Below are 16,258 nucleotides of genomic sequence, written 5' to 3'. Positions count from 1 at the left end.
CTGGGCTGGGTGGTGGGGGCGGGCGGCGGGCGGGAGGCTCTGCCTCGCGCCGCCCCCCCCCCCCCCCCCCCCCCACTACCGGTGCCAGAGCGGTTCGAGCTCGGTGACGGTGCAAACCGCCGTCAGCTGACGACATCGATCTGTTGCTGGAACGGCAACCCCGCCGCATCGCTTGCCGCGGTGATCATCGCGCGTGCTGCTTCCAATGCAGGTGTCGGTGGCGCCAGGCGTGGGCGGCGGTCCAGCGTGCAGGCCAGGCCCACATCCAGCAGCGCCGCATGCGCCTCATGCAGGCCAGCGCGGGTGCCGCCGGGCAGCCAGGCGATGTCGGCCAGCGCGTCGATCAGGCTGGGGGTATCGCGCGGTTGCACCACCTGCGGGTGCGTAACGGCGCTGTCGAGCACGCCGGTCTGCAGCAGGAATTCGAGATCGACAATGCCACCTGCGCCCTGCTTGAGGTCGAGCCGTGCGGCATCGCTGCGGTCCAGTTCGGCACGCATGCGCGCCCGCATCTTCAGCACGTCGCTGTAGAGCACGGCGTTGTCGCGCGGGCGCGCCAGCGTCTGCGCGCGTACCCGTTCGAAGTCGGCCAACAGCGAGTCATCACCGGCAATGGCGCGGGCACGCACCAGTGCCTGGTGCTCCCAGGTCCAGGCGCGTTCGCGCTGGTATTCGGTGTAGCTGGCCAGTGAGGACACCAGCGCGCCTTTGCCGCCATCCGGGCGCAGGCGCACGTCGATGTCGTACAGGCGGCCGGCGGCGGTGACCGCGCCGAGCATCGCCATCACCTTCTGCGCCAGGCGCGCGTACCAACGGCCGGGATCCAGCGGGCGGGGGCCGTCGCTGCTGTCCTGATCGGCCGGGTGATCGTGCAGGAAGACCAGATCCAGGTCCGAGCCGAAGCCCAGCTCCAGTCCGCCCAGGCTGCCGTAACCGATGATGGCGAAACGCCCGCCGGGAATGCCGCCGTGCTGGCGCTGCATGTCGGCCTGCACCAGCGCGAGCACGGTGACGACCACCGCCTGCGCGAGTTCGGCCAGTTGCCGGGTGGTGTCGACGGCACGCTGGCGACCATCCAGCGTGGCCATCGCCATGCGGAAGCTCAGCGCCAGCCGGGTCTCGTTGAGCAGGCGCAGCGCGGCTTCGGGATCCTCAATGGTCAGCGCGACAGCGCACTCGGCCTGCATGCCCGCGGCGTCCGGCATCGGCCCGGAGACGCGCACGTCGAGCAGTTCATCGAGCAGCAGCGGATACGCCGCCAGGCGCTCGGCCAGCAATGCGCTGCGTGCAAGCACGTCGACCAGGCGTGCCAATGCGCTGGGCTGTTCGTCGAGCAGAGCGAGATAGCTGGTCCGGCGCAGGATCGCCTGCAGCAGGCCGAGTACGCGCTTGAGCGCGGCATCCGGCTGCGGCGAGCGCGTGGCGGCGTGCAGCAGCGCCGGCAGCACGCGGTCCAGGCGCGCACGCGCGGCATCGGACAAGGACTTCACCCCGGAGCTCTGCGCGAAATCGCGCAGCGATTGATCGGCGCTGCCGGCATCGAAGAAGCCGGCTTCGGCCAGCACCTCGGCGCTGCCGTTGTCGGGCAGGCCGCGCCAGTAGCTCGCCAATGCATCCGGCGCGGCCTGGCCACGGCGCGGTGCGAGCAGTGCGGCGAACTCGATGCTGACCCGCTCGCGCTGCACATCCAGCGCGGCTACCAGCGCGTCCCAGTCTTCGTAACCGAGTCCGTTGGCGATGCGCAGGCGGTCGGTGGTGTCGGTGGGCAACGCATGCGTCTGTGCATCGCGCAGCATCTGCAGGCGGTTTTCCAGGCGACGCAGGAAACCGTAGGCGTGCAGCAGATCGGCGCCGTCCTGCTCGGCCATCTGGCCGGAGGCGACCAGCGCCGGCAGCGCGTGCAGCAGGCGACGCTCGCGCAGTGGGGCTTCGCGGCCGCCGCGGATCAACTGCAGGGCCTGCGCGAGGAACTCGATCTCACGGATGCCACCGGGGCCGCGCTTGATGTCGTCGTGCATCTCGCGGCGCGACACTTCTGCGGTGATCGCGGCCTTCATCTCGCGCAGACCATCGAGCGCGGTGAAATCCAGATAGCGGCGGTAGACGAACGGGCGCAGGGTCTGCAGCCACGCTTCGCCCGCGGCGATATCACCGGCGACGGCACGCGCCTTCAGCCAGGCATAGCGCTCCCAGTCACGGCCTTCGCGCTGGAAATACTGGTCCATGCCGGCGAACGACAGCGCCACGCGCCCGGCATTGCCGAAGGGACGCAGGCGCAGATCGACGCGGTGGCTGAAGCCATCCACGGTGGTGTCGTCCAGCAACCGCGCGAGGCGCTGGCCAAGGCGTGCGAAGTATTCCTCGGCGGCAAGCGGGCGCGCGCCATCGGATTCGCCGCCCTGCGGGTAGGCGTAGACCAGGTCCACGTCCGAACTGAAATTGAGTTCACCACCGCCCAGCTTGCCCAGCCCGAACACGACCAGCTGCTGCGCGCTGCCGTCCGCCGCACGGACCACGCCATGGCGGCCGGTAAATTCCTGCTCCAGCGCGGAGAGTGCGAGCTGCAGGCACTCCTCCGCCAACCGGGTGGCACCGCCAAGGGTGGCAGGCACGTCATCCTGCCCGGTCAGGTCGCGCCAGATCAGGCGGGTGGAGGCGGCGGTGCGGTAGCGGCGCAGGCGCTGCTGCCATTCGCTGGGCTGGAGTGGATCCAGTTCCGGCAGGGGCAGCGGTGGGCAGCCCTCCTGGGTGAGATGCGACAACAGCGCCGGCTGTCGGCACAGGGTGTCGATGGCGAAGTCACTGGTGACGGCCAGCGCGCGCAGGGTCTCCAGCACGGGCGCCGGAGGCGGCCAGTGGCCGGCGTCGGTAAGCGAAAGGGCCAGGCGCGCCAAAGCGCGATCAACCAGGGGAACAAGGGCGTCGGGGACGCGCGCGGGCGCGGCGAGGTCGGAGATCGGCATGAGGAGATTATGCCCGGCGCGGGTCGCCCTGCAGGGCAGGAAGCGTGTTCACCGGTTGCGCGGTCGTGAGCGGGCGCGTGTCGACGCGCGAGACCCAACGGCGCCCCGGTGTTCCGGAGGCGAGACATAAAAAAGCCCGCTTGCAGCGAACTGCCAGCGGGCTCTGCTCCCTCCCCCACGTCGGGATGCAGGTCGATCTTCTAGGGTCGGCGACGAACTTGCACGCTGCACTGCAAAACAATACTTGCGGGTACAGAAGTAGGCGGCAAACCTGAACAGGGAGGTGCCGATGTGAAAACGCCATCCCACCAAGGTAGAACCCCTCCCGCTGCATGGATCGCCGATAATGGAGATCCCCCCAAAAACGTTGTCGTCATGTCTGTCGATCGCATTGCAAACGCGCGTCTGCGTGACCGCGTTGTCTCCGCCGAAGCTGCCGCCGCCCTGATCCAGCCGGGTGAAACCGTCGCCATGAGCGGCTTTACCGGTTCAGGTTATCCCAAGGCGGTGCCGGTCGCGCTGGCGCAGCGCATCGAAGCGGTGCACGCCCAGGGCCTGCCCTTCCAGATCAGCCTGATGACCGGCGCCTCGACCGCGCCGGAGCTGGATGGCGCGCTGGCCAAGGCCGATGGCATCGCGATGCGCATGCCCTTCCAGAGCGACCCGGATGCGCGCAACCGCATCAACGAGGGCAAGCTGGATTACATCGATATCCACCTCAGCCATGTCGCCCAGCACGTGTGGTTCGGCTTCTATGGCGATATCGATACCGCGGTGATCGAGGTCTCGGCGATCCGCGAGGATGGCTCGCTGGTGCCCTCCACTTCGGTCGGCAACAACAAGACCTGGCTGGACCTGGCCAAGAAGGTGATCGTCGAGGTCAACGAATGGCAGCCGGCCGGCGTGGACGGCATGCACGACATCTACTACGGCACCGCGCTGCCGCCGCACCGCAAGCCGATTCCGCTGGTGCACGCCAACGACCGCATCGGCGAGACCGCGCTGCGCTGCGACCCGGACAAGATCGTTGCCGTCGTGCGCACCAACGGCCCGGACCGCAACAGCCCGTTCAGCCCGATCGACACCACCAGCGAGCAGATCGCGCAATACCTGATCGAGTTCCTCAAGCACGAGGTGGCCAAGGGCCGCCTGCCGGCCAACCTGCTGCCGCTGCAGAGCGGCGTCGGCAACATTCCCAACGCGGTGCTGGCCGGGCTGGCCAAGAGCGGCTTCCGCGATCTGAGTGCGTTCACCGAGGTGATCCAGGACGGCATGCTCGATCTGCTGCGCGATGGCGTGCTGAGCTACGCCTCCTGCACCGGCTTCGCGCTGAGCCCGCAGGCGAACGAGACCTTCAAGGAACACATCGATTTCTACCGCGAGCGCATCATCATGCGCACGCAGGAAATCTCGAACCATCCGGAACTGGTGCGCCGCCTGGGCTGCATCGGCATGAACGGCATGATCGAGGCCGACCTGTACGGCAACGTCAATTCGACGCACGTGATGGGCAGCCGGATCATGAACGGCATCGGCGGCTCGGGCGACTTCGCGCGCAACGGTTTCCTGTCTGCGTTCCTGAGTCCTTCGACGGCGAAGAACGGCAGCATCTCGGCGATCGTGCCGATGGTCAGCCACGTGGATCACACCGAGCACGATGTGTCGGTCATCGTCACCGAACAGGGCCTGGCCGATCTGCGCGGCCTGACCCCGCGCAAGCGTGCGCGGGTGGTGATCGACAACTGCGCGCATCCGGATTTCCGCGATCAGTTGAATGACTACTTCGACCGTGCGAGCCGTGAGAGTTACGGCAAGCACACTCCGCACCTGCTGCCGGAAGCGCTGTCGTGGCACCAGCGGTGGCTGGATACCGGGACGATGAAGGCCTGATGGTGCACGGTACCGACCAACGGTCGGTACCTACCGGGGCGTTCTGTTTCCGTGTCGCGATGCACGGACCGGGGCGTTCTGTTTCCGTGTTGCGATGCACGGACCGGGGCGTTCTGTTTCGTGGTAGTGCCGGCCGCTGGCCGGCTCCACGCATTACCGTCCGCAAGCCCGGATGCGCGTTTGGTACATGAAGAGCCGGCCAGCGGCCGGCACTACCCGGGGAGCGGCCCCCGCGTGGTTCAGGATCCCGTCCGCAGGGCGGTCCCCGCGCGGTCAGCGATCGCTCGCCGTCAGCGGCCCCGCAGGCTCGCCAGCGATTCGGTCTGCAGCCGCGCGTAGATGGCGAACTCGTCCTCCACCTTCATGCCCAGCGCCTGCTCGAAAGCATCGCGGTTGGCATGCGCAGCGTAGGCGCGTTGTTCGTCGCCGCCGAGATTGGACTGGAAAATGCCCGCGGCGCTGACCGGCAGGAAATCCTCGTAGACGATCGGGTCGGCGCTGGCCAGACCGGCGGCAATCAGCGCTTCGGCCGGGAGATCCGCAACGGCCGCCGGGTTGGCGCGACCGGCGTCGGTCAGGGCGTAGCGGTAGTACCCCAGACCCTCGCGGCGCAGGGTGTCGTGGTCGTCCGGGAAGGCAGTGAATGCCGCGGCCAGACGCGTCGGGTAATCCTGACCGGTACTCCCGGCGCCACCGCTGTCGCGCGCCTGCGCAAGCAGCTGGTCATACAGCGCACGGCCCTTGGGCGTCAGGGCGAGGCCCCGCTGTTCGATCTCACCGAAACGCGCGGTATGCGTGCCGGCATCCCCAGCCTCCCCCGAGGGGAAGTGCACGGTTTCTTCCAGCGCCTTGAAGCTGGTCTGGCGCAGCAGGATCGGGCACCGCCGCGGTGGCGGACCTTCGATCACCGCCTTGGCGTCGATGCCACGGGCGAGCATGCCGGCCTGCGCGGCGTCGATATCCAGCGTGCGCGGGGTCAGGTGATTGATGTGCGGACCACGGAAGCTGACCACGTCGGCGATCAGCCGGTGCGCGTCATGCAGCGCGTGATAGGTGTCCAGCGATACCGTGGCATCGCCGTGCCAACGGAAGGTCTCCAGCGCCTCGATGACGAAGCGGCGCGCATCGGCCTCGTCGAGGCCGCCCTCGCGTTCGGCCTGCGCAATCAGGGCCAGCGCGGTATCGGTGAAGATCCGGCGCTGGGCGAGAATGGCAGCGGACTGCTCGCGCAGCGCGGCGTTCTCGATCAGCTCCAGCCGCAGCAGCGAGGTGAACACCCGGAACGGATTGCGTGCCAGCGCCTGCGCGGTACGCGGCCGGAACGCGGTGGAATGCACCGGCACGCCGGCCACCGAGAGATCGTAGTAACCCACCGGGTACATGCCCATCAGCGCGAACAGGCGGCCCAGCGTGGCCAGTTCTTCCGCCGTGCCGACCCGGATCGCGCCGTGGCGTTCCTGGTCGAGGCGGGCACGTTCGTCAGTGCGGTCCAGCTGCTCGGCCAGCGCCGGATTGGCGGTCAGCACGGCGTCGTTGATCTCAGCCACCAGGTCGACCAGCGTGCCGTAGAGCGGCACCTCGGTGCGGTACATCGTGGACATCGCCTGCGCGAACAGGCTGCGGATATCGTCGGGTGAAACGAAACGGTCGGTGCTCATGACGTACTCGGCAACGGATCACGGGGGAAGGTGCAGCAAGCGCTGCATTGTCGCCGAGGGCGTGGGTTACCGCGATCTGCACAGCAACAAAGGGACAACCGGGTAGGGCCACCCCATGGGTGGCTGCACGGAATGCAATGGTCGCAAAGGGCAGCCACCCATGGGGTGGCTCTACCCGATGGCACCCGGTGGATGCGTGCGCGGCAACTCAGCGCGCGGGTGGCGTGGGACTGCTCGCCGCACGCTGGCGCTGCTCGCGGTTGCCCAGCTGGCGCTGCAGCGTGGCGTCGAGCTTCACCGGGCGGTCCCAGTGGTCATGGCTGGCGACGATGGCGTGGCGCAAGGCGCGCCAGTGCAGGTTGGTCGGCGTGACCGGCAGCTCGGTCACCACCGCTTCCCAGCGTTTGGCCTCGCCCTCCTGCGGCACTGCGCGCGACCACGCCTGCACGCTCTCGCGGCAGGAACGTTCGATCACATGCGCCCAGAAACAGGCGAAGTAGATGTCGCCCGCCTGCCAACCGTGAGTGTGCATCAGCGCGGCGATGTAGCCGCGCGAGACGCCGGCATAGCGCGAGACTTCATCCAGGAAGCTGTCCGGGTAGCGCTCGGCGTAGTGGTTGATGTCCTGCAGCTGGGTGTCCACCCAGGCATCGCCGGTGTCCACCACGTAGGCGGCGGACTGCTCCGGGGTCTGCTCGGCCGCGGTTGCCCAGGGCAGCATCAGCAGCAGCGCGAGCAGGCCGGCGCGCATCATCCGGCCTGTACGGCCTTGGCTTCGATCGTCCGCAGGGCCTGCGGCCAGTCGAAGGCGGTCGGCGCGTCGAACATGCGCGGTTCGTCATCGGCCACGCCGTGCTGGGTCTCGTGCGCCCAGGTCACCGCGTAGGGAGTGTGGATGCCCCAGCCACCGAGGGTGATCACCGGTTCGATGTCCGAGCGCAGCGAATTGCCGACCATCACGAAGCGCTTGATCGGCAGATCGAACTCCTCCAGCACGCGGGCATAGGTTTCCGGGTCCTTCTCGGAGACGATCTCGATACGCGGGAACAGGTCGCGAAGGTTGGCCACCTTGATCTTGGCCTCCTGATGGAACAGGTCGCCCTTGGTGATCAGCACGACCGGGTAATCGCGGGCGATCTCGGTGACCGACTCACGCACGCCGTCGATCAGCTCGACCGGGTGGCGCAGGGTGTCGTGGCCGATGTCCAGCATCTGCTGCAGGTCGCGGGCACTGATGGTCTGGTTGGTGATCTCGATGGCGGCTTCCACCATCGACAGGGTCATGCCCTTCACGCCATAGCCGAACACACCGAGATTGCGCTGCTGCACTTCCAGCAGGTGGCGCGCGGTCTGCGTGTCGTGCACGTCGATGTAGCGCGACAGGATATCCAGATAGTCCTGCTCGGCCTTGCGGTAGAAATCCTCGCTCTTCCACAGCGTGTCATCACCGTCAAAACCAACCAGGCCGATAGCGCCTTGCGGCGTGGGCAGGGAAGTCATCATCGGCCAAGGATACCAACAGCGGCCCAGCGACCCCACCCCGGCGGCGCATAAAGAAAGGGCGGCCGAAGCCGCCCTTTCCCCCTCACTGCGCTACCGGTGTCCCCGGTCCTTACTTGCTCTGCTGGGCGCCGTTGCCGGCGGCCTTGCCCTGCTGGGCGGCCACGTACGCCTTGTATTCATCCGGCGAGAGCTCGCCGTCCTTGTTGGTGTCGGCCTGGTCGAACACCTGGGCAAGGCCCGCGTTCACCTGTGCCTCGGCCTTGCTGATGGTGCCGTTGCCGTCGGTATCGACGCTGGCCCACGTCTGGCCACCGCCACCACCGCCACCACCGGCCTGCGCGGAGGCCTGTGCGGCGGCGTTGGCAGCGGTATCTGCTGCGTCGCCCGCCTGCGCTGCCGCCTGCTGTGCCTGGGCGGCCTGATTCTGCGCCTGCGCGGCACTCTGCTGTGCCGACTGGGCCATCGCCGGAATGGCCAGCACACTGCCTGCGGCGACGATCAGGGCGATCAGGGGCTTGCGGTTGCGAATAGTCATTGGGGTGGTCTCCTTGGTAGGTATTGCGCGGCCTGTTGTTTCCGCACGGCCCCACACTGCCACCCCGTTTGTGAATCGATATTGCGCCTCGACCGCGCTGCGCACGCGGCCTTAACCACCTGCGCGAACGCGTGCATTACCGCAGTGGTTAGCCGCAGGTGAGCAGTTGGTAACACGCCCATTCATTGGCCCTGAATTTAACCGGATACGAACGCAATCTCACGCGGTGTTGCTGTTTTTTTCGCCTGAGCGGGAACTGAACAGAAGCCACCCCAGTGCCACACCGCCGATCGCGCCGGCCACTTCGAGCACCACGCGCGAGCCCAGCTCGTTCGGATCATGGATACCGGCGAGGAACAACCGCGCATACAGCGGCGACTCCAGCCGCATCATGCCCATATAGAAGAGATTCCACGCATCGATGCCGGCCGAGGCCACCACCGCGATCACGCAGGCCCAGCCGATCGCATGCCCGTCGGTCCAGCCTGCCCAGCGGCACAGGCGATGCCACAGCGCATACACCAGCAGCCCGACCAACAGCGCGATCAGCCCTGCCTCCAGCGTTCCCAACAATCCAACGTGCAGCGGCAGGTTCATCGTAGTCCGATCCGGCGGTCAGCGCACAGTGTAGCGGTGCGCCTCAGCGGACCGGCACATCGTAGGCCGTGGTCGGCGCCGGCTCGGGCTGCAGGGTGAAATGCCACCACTCCATCGGGTAGTTGGCAAAGCCATGCCGGGCCATCGCCTGGCGCAGGTGCTGGCGGTGGCTGCGTTGGGCCGCGCTGATCTCCGGCGCTTCGGTATGCGCGCGCGGGCCGAAGAAATCGAAGTCGGTGCCCATGTCCACCGGCGCGCAGGGGCCGGTGCGGCAATCGAGCAGGGTCAGGTCGACCGTGGCAGCCCGGCTGTGGCCGGAGGTCTCGGCGATGTAGTCGCCGAGCAGGGCCGGCTTGTCGAGGTCCGGGTACTGCAGGGCCTTGCGCGACTGCTCCTTGGGATCCTGTGCCCAGGCGACGAAGGCCGTCACCGCGTGAGCCGGGCGGTAGCAATCGTAGAGACGCAGCGCGTAGCCCTCTGCGCGCAGGTCGGCCTCCACCTGTGCGAGCGCGTTGGCCGCCGGGGCAAGCAGATAGCACTTGGGCGCGTCATAGCCGGGCACACGCTGGCCGGTGAAGTTGTCGGGGCTGGCGTAGCGGATGTCCTGTTCGATCGCCGGTGCCAGCGTGCGGATGTCGACCAGTCCGGCCTCGGCCACATCGCGCGCGGACGAGATCGTGACCGCTGGCGCTGCCGCGTGGGCACTGCCGGCCAGCAACGCCAGCAGCAGCGCGCTACGGGCAATCGCCGGTGCGGGTGAAGTGCAGGTCCTGGTAGTCATAACTGAAGTCGATCTCCGGATCGATCGCGGCCAAGGTCAGGGCGGGCGTCGCGCCGGGCTGCAACTGCAACCACGGCTCGGCATCGGCCCCGAGCGTATCCCACTGCACCAGCCAGCGCTCACCGAGCTGCATGACCTGGCCGCGCAGCATCGGCGACTTGGCGACGCTGAAACGCAGCGCGCCCTGCTCCGGGCAGAGCAGCGCCTCGCCCAGCCACGGATCGCGATAACGGCCGTGCGCGGCAGCGGTGGTGCGAAGCGAGGCGGCCCGGCGCGCGCCGGTATCCGGGCGCACCTGCCCGGCATCGCGGCGGCCGGTGCGCTCCTGGTCCAGCAGGGCCAGATAATGGCTCGCGTCGGCCGTGGCGTCCGGTGCGGTGTAGGTCTTCAATGCGGCCTGCATCAGCGCGGTGCGTGCATCCTCGGCGTCGCTGTTGATCAGGATCACCACGCCGACCTTGCGGTCCGGCAGCAGCGCCAGCGAGGAATACATGCCCGACAGCGTGCCGGTGTGGGCCACCTTCCACTGGCCGTCCATGTCCGACACGCGCCAGCCGTAGCCATAGGCGGACACATGTGCATTGTCCCAGCGACGTTGGCGCTCGCCCAGCGGCATCAGCATGTGCGCGGTCCAGAGCGCGCGGCGCTGCGCCGTGCTCAGCCAACCGGGCACGAGCGCCGGATCGAGCAGCACCTGCATCCAGCGGGTCATGTCGCGCAGGCTGCAGCGGATGCCGCCGGCAGCCATCGAGGTGAGATCGGCGCTGGTCTCACCATCGGCACCGCGCACCACGTTGCGGCCGTCTTTCCGCGTGTGTGGCTGGGCGACGTTGCCAACCGCCGCGACCGACCACGCGCCGACCTGGCAGCGATCCATGCCCAGCGGCGAGAAGACTTCCTCGCGCAGCAGTTGATCGTAAGGTTTGCCACCGGCGGCGGCGGCCACTTCACCGGCGACCACATACATCAGGTTGTCGTAGGCATAGCCGCTACGGAAGCTGGTGACCGGCTTGAGGTGGGCGAGCCCGGCGATGATGTCCTGGCGGGTGAAGCTGTTGGGCTCGGGCCACAGCATCAGATCGCCCGCGCCCAGGCCCAGGCCGCTGTTGTGGATCAGCAGATCGCGGACCTGTATCTGCTGCGTGACCCATGGGTCACGCATGCGGAACTGCGGCAGGTACGTGATGACCGGATCGTCCCAGCGCAGGAGACCGCGGTCGACCAGCCGGGCGAGCAGTGCGGCGGTCATCGCCTTGCTGTTCGAGGCGATCTTGAACAGGGTATCCGGATCGATGGCCTCGCCCAGCCCGACGCGGCGCTCGCCACGGGTGCCGATGAAGACGGGGTTGCCATCGTCGACGACGGCCATGGCGATGCCCGGCAGGTGTTCGTGGGCGACGGTCTGATCGAGCAGGCGATTGAAGGTGTCGGCCGGGTCGGCTGCCCGTGCGCTGGGCGCGAGGGCCAGGGTGCAGGACAGGCCAAGCGTGAGAAGGCGCGATGGGATGCGCGGTGAGGTGCGTGACGGCATGGATTCCCTCGTCATGGCCGGAGGGCGTGCTTTTCTGGCCGCCGGTTGAAAGCTGTACCGACCAACGGTCGGTACCTACCGGTGGGTGCATGAGGCACGTACCGACCAACGGTCGGTACCTACCGGATGGCGGTGGAGCCGTTCCGCGGTCGGTTGCGCGCGTGCACGCGACACGGTGGTGAAGGCAGGTGCCGACCCACTGTCGGCACCTGCCACGCACGGAACGGATCAGAAGTTCCAGGTCACCATCAGCTGCGTGTAGCGCGGTGCCTGCCAGCGGGTGCCGGTGTTGAAGGTGTTCTCACGCACCTGGCCCGGCTGGGCTTCATAACGCTGGTGCACGTTGATGACGGTCTGGTTGTTGAACAGGTTGTAGACCGACAGGCGCGCGCTCAGGTCGATGCCCTCCACCGGCAGCCGCCAGGTGACGTTGGCGCCCATGGTCCAGGTCCACGGCAGGCGACCGAAGGCGCCGCGCGGGCTGTACTCGAACTGGCGCTGGTTGTATGGACCCGAGCAGTTGGCCACGCACAGCCAGCCGGTACCGCCGCCGCTGCCTTCACTGGAGGTGCTGCCGCCGGCCACGGTGTCGTTGGGCCACATCACGCCGAAGGCGGTGATCGGGCCACCGGACAACACCTGCAGCGTGGTGCCGAACGACCACTGCTCGTTCAGCGCGTAGGCGGCGCGGAACTTGAACTGATGGCGGAAGTCGTTGAACAGCGGGCCATAGCGCTGGTTGTTGGACGGATGATCCCAGTGCTGGACCATGCCGGTGTCGCCGTAGTTGGTATCCGAATTGACCGGACCTTCGAAGTTGCCATCGCTGCGCGACCACAGGTAGGACGCGTTGAACAGCCACTTCTCATCCCACGCGCGGTCGATCTGGAATTCCAGCGCCTTGTAGGTGCGCTTGGGCTTGGAATAGCCAACCACCTCCAGGCTGCCGCCCTTGCGGTAGCCATCCTTGGAGGTGTCGATGGTGATCCAGCCCTCGGTGGCGCAGCCGATGCTGGAGTCGCCCCAAATCGTCAGGCTCTCGCCCGGGTTGGCGATCGGCCACAGCGTGGTGCCCGTCGGGCCGCACGGGGTGTGGTTGATGCGCATGTCATCCAGCGCGCGGTCCATCTTGCGGTAGGTCGCGTTGACGCCCCACGACCAGGCCTGGTTGATCATGGTCTGGAAGCCGAGGATGTACTCGTCCTGGTAGACCGCCTTCAGGTCCTTGTCCACGCTCTGGCGCAGGTCGGCCGCGCCGGTGTTCATGCGGGTATCGACCGGGCCGATCTGCTGGCCGATGACCGGGGCCATGTACGGCGCACCGGTGACCGGGTTGGCCTGCTGCTGCCAGCCGTTGAGCACGTAGTAGGAGTACTCGTCGGTGAGGCCGCCGGCGAAGTTGACGTTGATGTTGTTGGTCACCGGCAGGTAATAGCGGCCGGCGTTGCCGAACAGCTTGGTGCTGCCGTCGCCCTTCATGTCCCACGAGAAGCCGAAGCGCGGCGCGATCAGGTCGTCCATCTTGATGAAGGCGTCACCATCGGCGGTGCGGTTCTCGAAGCGGTCCCAGCGCACGCCGAGGTTCAACATCAGGTTCGGGGTGATGTTCCAGATGTCTTCCAGGTAGAACGCGTTGGCCTCCGTCTCGAAGGTGCCGCCGGACACGCGGTTGCGTGCGCGCAGCATCTCGGTCACACCGGCCGGCACATAGGCGTTGGCGCCGTCCCACACTTCATCGCCGGGCCGGGCGACGTAGGCGGTGTAGCTGAGCTGGGTCGGCCCCGGGTAACGCGTGGACTGTTTGGTGGTCATCAGCTCGCGGTCGACACCGAAGCGCAGCAGGTGCGTGCCCAGCTGCCATTCGAAGTCCAACCGCGCGACTTCACGCGTGTCGTCGCGTTCGGCAATGGCGGCGCCGGTGGGATGGCAGCCCGGGCGCAGGCCGTTGAGCTTGCCCAGACGTGATGCATAGCTGGCGTCGGTGAACACCGGGCTGCACGCTTCATCCAGCGAGGAGTTGGTGAAGGCGCGCTGGTTGTTCTCGCCCACCATGGCACGTGCGGTGAAGGTCTCGCCGAAGTGGCCGGTATAGGTCGCCGACCAGTTCTTGCCACCGGTCTCGGTGACCGAATCGCCGCCCCACGCACCGATCTGATCGTCATCCCAATCGTAGTTGTACGCGCCGTTGGTGATTTCGCCCTCATCGGAGAACGCCAGCAGCGCCAGGCTGTGGTTGTCGTTGATGTTCCAATCCAGCTTGGCGCCCCAGAAGCCGTTGTCGCTCTTGTTCTTGAACCAGCTCAGCGCATCGGAGGAGGTGTTGTGGCCGGTGTCGTCGCGATCTTCATACATCGCGAACAGGAACAGCTTGTCCTTGATGATCGGGCCGGAGCCCCAGACGTTGGTCTTCAGGAACGAGCTGTTGTCGCGGCTGGCATAGGAATGCGGCGTGCCGTCGCGGTGGAAGTGGTCACGCGGGCTGGAGCGCAGCGCGCTCGGTTCGGCAGTGACTTCCACGCCGCCCTGGAACTCATTGGTGCCCGAGCGTGTCACCGCATTGATCACGCCGCCGGTGGAACGCCCGAACTCCACCGAGTAGCCGCCGGTCTTGACCTGGAATTCGTTGAAGAAGCCGAACGGCGCGCTGGAGAAGCCACGACGGGTGTACATGTCGGTGACGTTCAGGCCGTTGATGAAGACCGCGTTCTCAGCCACCGAGGAACCGGCGAAGGACAGCCCCCCGAACGAGGAATTGCCACCGACCACACCGGGTGCCAGCAATGCCACCGCCGATAGATCCTGCGCCACCGGCAGGCGCGACAGCTCCTGGCGGTTGACGTTGAACGAGGTCTCGGTGGAGTACACATCCACGCGGTTGACCACGCGGGCACCGATCACCTGCAGCGCATCGAGGTTGACCACATCGCCGCTGCTGGCCAGGTTGACCGTGGTGGTGCCGCCGACGGCCACGCTCACCGCGAACGGCTCGCCCAGCGTCTGGCCATCACGGCTGAGCTGCAGCTGGTAATCGCCGACCGGCAACTGACCCAGGCGGTAGCTGCCATCGGCACTGGCGGTGACCGTACGGGTCAGGCCGGTGCCGTTGCTGACGACCGTCACCTGGTCACCGGCAGTCGCACGGCCGGCCACGGCACCACTGACGTTCTGTGCCGAAGCGCCCATCGGCACCAGGCCGCCCAGACACACGCCGAGTGCGGCGTACAACGCCGCACGCTTCAATCGCTTTGCATTCATTCCCTGCTCTCTCCTGCAGATGTGGAATCGTGGATACCGCCGTTTACCGCTTTGCCTCCAGTGGCACCACGTGCGACTGGACGTCGTAATTCCATTGATCGAAGTACAGGTTGCCGCCGGACCACTCGACCTCACCGCGCTGGGAATCCACCGTGTCCGAGCGGACGTGCTGCTTGGCTGGCACCAGCGGCTGGCCGTAGTCGTCGTTGAAGGCGATGCGATAGGCATCCAGCCCGCCCAGATAGAAATCGCGCAGCGCCGGCTGCGGGCTCTCCAGCCGCCCGGTGGTGACATCCATCGGTACCCAGCCATAGGGCGCCAGATACACCGCGCCCCAGTCATGCAGGTTGTTGTAGCCGACCGCATCATCCGAATAGACCATGCCGGACTGCCAGCGCGCGGGAATACCGTTCAAGCGCAACAGGGCGATCAGCAGCAGCGTCTGCTGCCCGCAATCGGCATGACCGGCGTGCAGGGCGTAATCGCTGATGTTGGAGATCGTCGCGTACTCGCGCGCACCGGCCCACGGAATGGCGTCCACCGCGTCGAACAGCTTCTGTACGATCCGGTATGGATCGGTCTCCGTCCCGACGACCTTCGTCGAGAACGCGCGCAGCGCCGGGGTAAACACGATGTGCGGCGCCTGCTCGGCGAGGTACGGCGTCAGCGCAGGATCTTCCGGCGTGGGTTGGACCCTGGCTGGATCGATCGCGATATGCCGGGCGTACACAGTCACTGCATAGCGGATCTGGAACTCCGTGGGCGTGCCGGCCACCGCCTTGCGCTCCAGGTAGGCGGTCCGCTGCAGGGTGGCTTCAGGCGCCACCTGCGCGCTGGCCGGTGTACTGGCGATCCAGGTGATGTCTTCCTGCTGGCCGGGGATGGCGCGCGGGTACGGAATCCACGCGCGGAGGGTTTGCCCGGCAGGCACGGCGTCGGGCTGGACCACCAGCGACTGGGTCACCTCGATGCGACGCGGCACCAGGCTGGTCGCGCCCGTCGCGCGGGCGGCGGCGACGATCTCCTCGTGATGCGGGTGCAGATGCTCGTAAGGGCCCTCCTTCGGCGCCGTGGCATCGGGTGCCCGCCGCGCGCGTGCCTCCGCGCTGATCCGGAACAGATTGGACGGCGCGCGTTTGAAGTAGCGGCGCTGGCCATCGATATCCAGATGTTCGATCAGGCCGGCCGCGTCCCAGCGCGCGAAGTCGTCCTCGCGAAGGTCGGGGATCTGCTTGCGCAGCTGCGCCTTGGCAGCCGCCGCATCCAGGGTGAAGTCCAGTCGCATGCGACGCATGCGTTCGCGCTCGAAGGCATAGGCCTGACGATCGGCTGCCGACAGGCTCGGATCCTCCAATGCCATCGCGATGTCCGCCTCGGCCTGCGCAAACGCACCGCGGTCGATCCCGGCGATCACCGTCGGCAGTGCGGCCGGCGCAGCGGCCACTCCCCACGGCGTTGCCAGCAGACCAGCGCACAGGCACCAGACAGCGGGCAGAGGCAATCGCGGTTTGCGCATCACAGGATCCACGGCGACACTTCCCAAGG

The 16,258-nt window shown here is 67.3% G+C and carries 11 protein-coding genes; 1 reads left to right on the top strand and 10 read right to left on the bottom strand.

Annotation, left to right across the window (positions count from 1 at the left end; genetic code table 11):
• Positions 1-122: 122 nt before the first annotated feature.
• A complete protein-coding gene (glnE, locus tag ABE472_RS16060) occupies positions 123-2,963 on the bottom strand; it encodes a bifunctional [glutamate--ammonia ligase]-adenylyl-L-tyrosine phosphorylase/[glutamate--ammonia-ligase] adenylyltransferase (RefSeq protein ID WP_346466615.1) in 2,841 nt (946 codons plus the stop codon).
• A gap of 375 nt (positions 2,964-3,338) precedes the next feature.
• On the opposite strand from glnE, the gene ABE472_RS16055 reads away from it, so the two are divergent.
• Complete coding sequence (locus tag ABE472_RS16055; protein ID WP_070471520.1) at positions 3,339-4,853, top strand: acetyl-CoA hydrolase/transferase family protein; 1,515 nt, start codon at positions 3,339-3,341, stop codon at positions 4,851-4,853.
• Between the two features lie 290 nt (positions 4,854-5,143).
• Here the strand turns inward: ABE472_RS16055 and ABE472_RS16050 are convergent, their stop codons facing one another.
• From ABE472_RS16050 to ABE472_RS16010, 9 genes are all read right to left on the bottom strand, one after another.
• Positions 5,144-6,511: a VOC family protein gene (locus ABE472_RS16050; RefSeq protein WP_346466614.1), complete on the bottom strand. Its 1,368-nt coding sequence runs from the start codon at positions 6,509-6,511 to the stop codon at positions 5,144-5,146.
• Between the two features lie 208 nt (positions 6,512-6,719).
• Entirely contained in the window at positions 6,720-7,265 is a 546-nt protein-coding gene (locus ABE472_RS16045) for a hypothetical protein (RefSeq protein WP_346466613.1), read from the bottom strand.
• Entirely contained in the window at positions 7,262-8,014 is a 753-nt protein-coding gene (locus tag ABE472_RS16040; protein ID WP_346466612.1) for an HAD family hydrolase, read from the bottom strand. The genes ABE472_RS16045 and ABE472_RS16040 overlap by 4 nt, the downstream gene beginning before the upstream one ends.
• A gap of 109 nt (positions 8,015-8,123) precedes the next feature.
• On the bottom strand, positions 8,124-8,549 hold the full coding sequence (locus ABE472_RS16035; RefSeq protein ID WP_346466611.1) for an EF-hand domain-containing protein: 426 nt from the start codon (positions 8,547-8,549) through the stop codon (positions 8,124-8,126).
• A gap of 219 nt (positions 8,550-8,768) precedes the next feature.
• Positions 8,769-9,146, bottom strand: a complete 378-nt coding sequence (locus ABE472_RS16030; protein WP_121042305.1) for a hypothetical protein — start codon at positions 9,144-9,146, stop codon at positions 8,769-8,771.
• A 43-nt stretch (positions 9,147-9,189) separates the two neighbouring features.
• Positions 9,190-9,927: a M15 family metallopeptidase gene (locus ABE472_RS16025; protein WP_346466610.1), complete on the bottom strand. Its 738-nt coding sequence runs from the start codon at positions 9,925-9,927 to the stop codon at positions 9,190-9,192.
• On the bottom strand, positions 9,881-11,458 hold the full coding sequence (locus ABE472_RS16020; RefSeq protein WP_346466609.1) for a serine hydrolase domain-containing protein: 1,578 nt from the start codon (positions 11,456-11,458) through the stop codon (positions 9,881-9,883). Before ABE472_RS16020 ends, ABE472_RS16025 begins: the two co-directional genes overlap by 47 nt.
• A gap of 228 nt (positions 11,459-11,686) precedes the next feature.
• Positions 11,687-14,713, bottom strand: coding sequence for a TonB-dependent receptor (locus tag ABE472_RS16015; protein ID WP_346466608.1), 3,027 nt, complete (start codon positions 14,711-14,713; stop codon positions 11,687-11,689).
• Between the two features lie 43 nt (positions 14,714-14,756).
• Positions 14,757-16,241: a transglutaminase domain-containing protein gene (locus tag ABE472_RS16010; protein ID WP_346466607.1), complete on the bottom strand. Its 1,485-nt coding sequence runs from the start codon at positions 16,239-16,241 to the stop codon at positions 14,757-14,759.
• Positions 16,242-16,258: the final 17 nt, after the last annotated feature.

The sequence above is a fragment of the Stenotrophomonas sp. TWI809 genome (genome assembly GCF_039673205.1).
In the GTDB taxonomy this organism is placed as follows: Bacteria; Pseudomonadota; Gammaproteobacteria; order Xanthomonadales; family Xanthomonadaceae; genus Stenotrophomonas.
This window is presented reverse-complemented; position numbering and strand designations above follow the sequence as displayed.

Bases quoted from the DNA above. Each gene is read 5' to 3' on its own strand.
- glnE (WP_346466615.1), bottom strand. From the start codon at position 2,963: ATGCCGATCTCCGACCTCGCCGCGCCCGCGCGCGTCCCCGACGCCCTT.
- ABE472_RS16055 (WP_070471520.1), top strand. From the start codon at position 3,339: ATGTCTGTCGATCGCATTGCAAACGCGCGTCTGCGTGACCGCGTTGTC.
- ABE472_RS16050 (WP_346466614.1), bottom strand. From the start codon at position 6,511: ATGAGCACCGACCGTTTCGTTTCACCCGACGATATCCGCAGCCTGTTC.
- ABE472_RS16045 (WP_346466613.1), bottom strand. From the start codon at position 7,265: ATGATGCGCGCCGGCCTGCTCGCGCTGCTGCTGATGCTGCCCTGGGCA.
- ABE472_RS16040 (WP_346466612.1), bottom strand. From the start codon at position 8,014: ATGATGACTTCCCTGCCCACGCCGCAAGGCGCTATCGGCCTGGTTGGT.
- ABE472_RS16035 (WP_346466611.1), bottom strand. From the start codon at position 8,549: ATGACTATTCGCAACCGCAAGCCCCTGATCGCCCTGATCGTCGCCGCA.
- ABE472_RS16030 (WP_121042305.1), bottom strand. From the start codon at position 9,146: ATGAACCTGCCGCTGCACGTTGGATTGTTGGGAACGCTGGAGGCAGGG.
- ABE472_RS16025 (WP_346466610.1), bottom strand. From the start codon at position 9,927: ATGACTACCAGGACCTGCACTTCACCCGCACCGGCGATTGCCCGTAGC.
- ABE472_RS16020 (WP_346466609.1), bottom strand. From the start codon at position 11,458: ATGCCGTCACGCACCTCACCGCGCATCCCATCGCGCCTTCTCACGCTT.
- ABE472_RS16015 (WP_346466608.1), bottom strand. From the start codon at position 14,713: ATGAATGCAAAGCGATTGAAGCGTGCGGCGTTGTACGCCGCACTCGGC.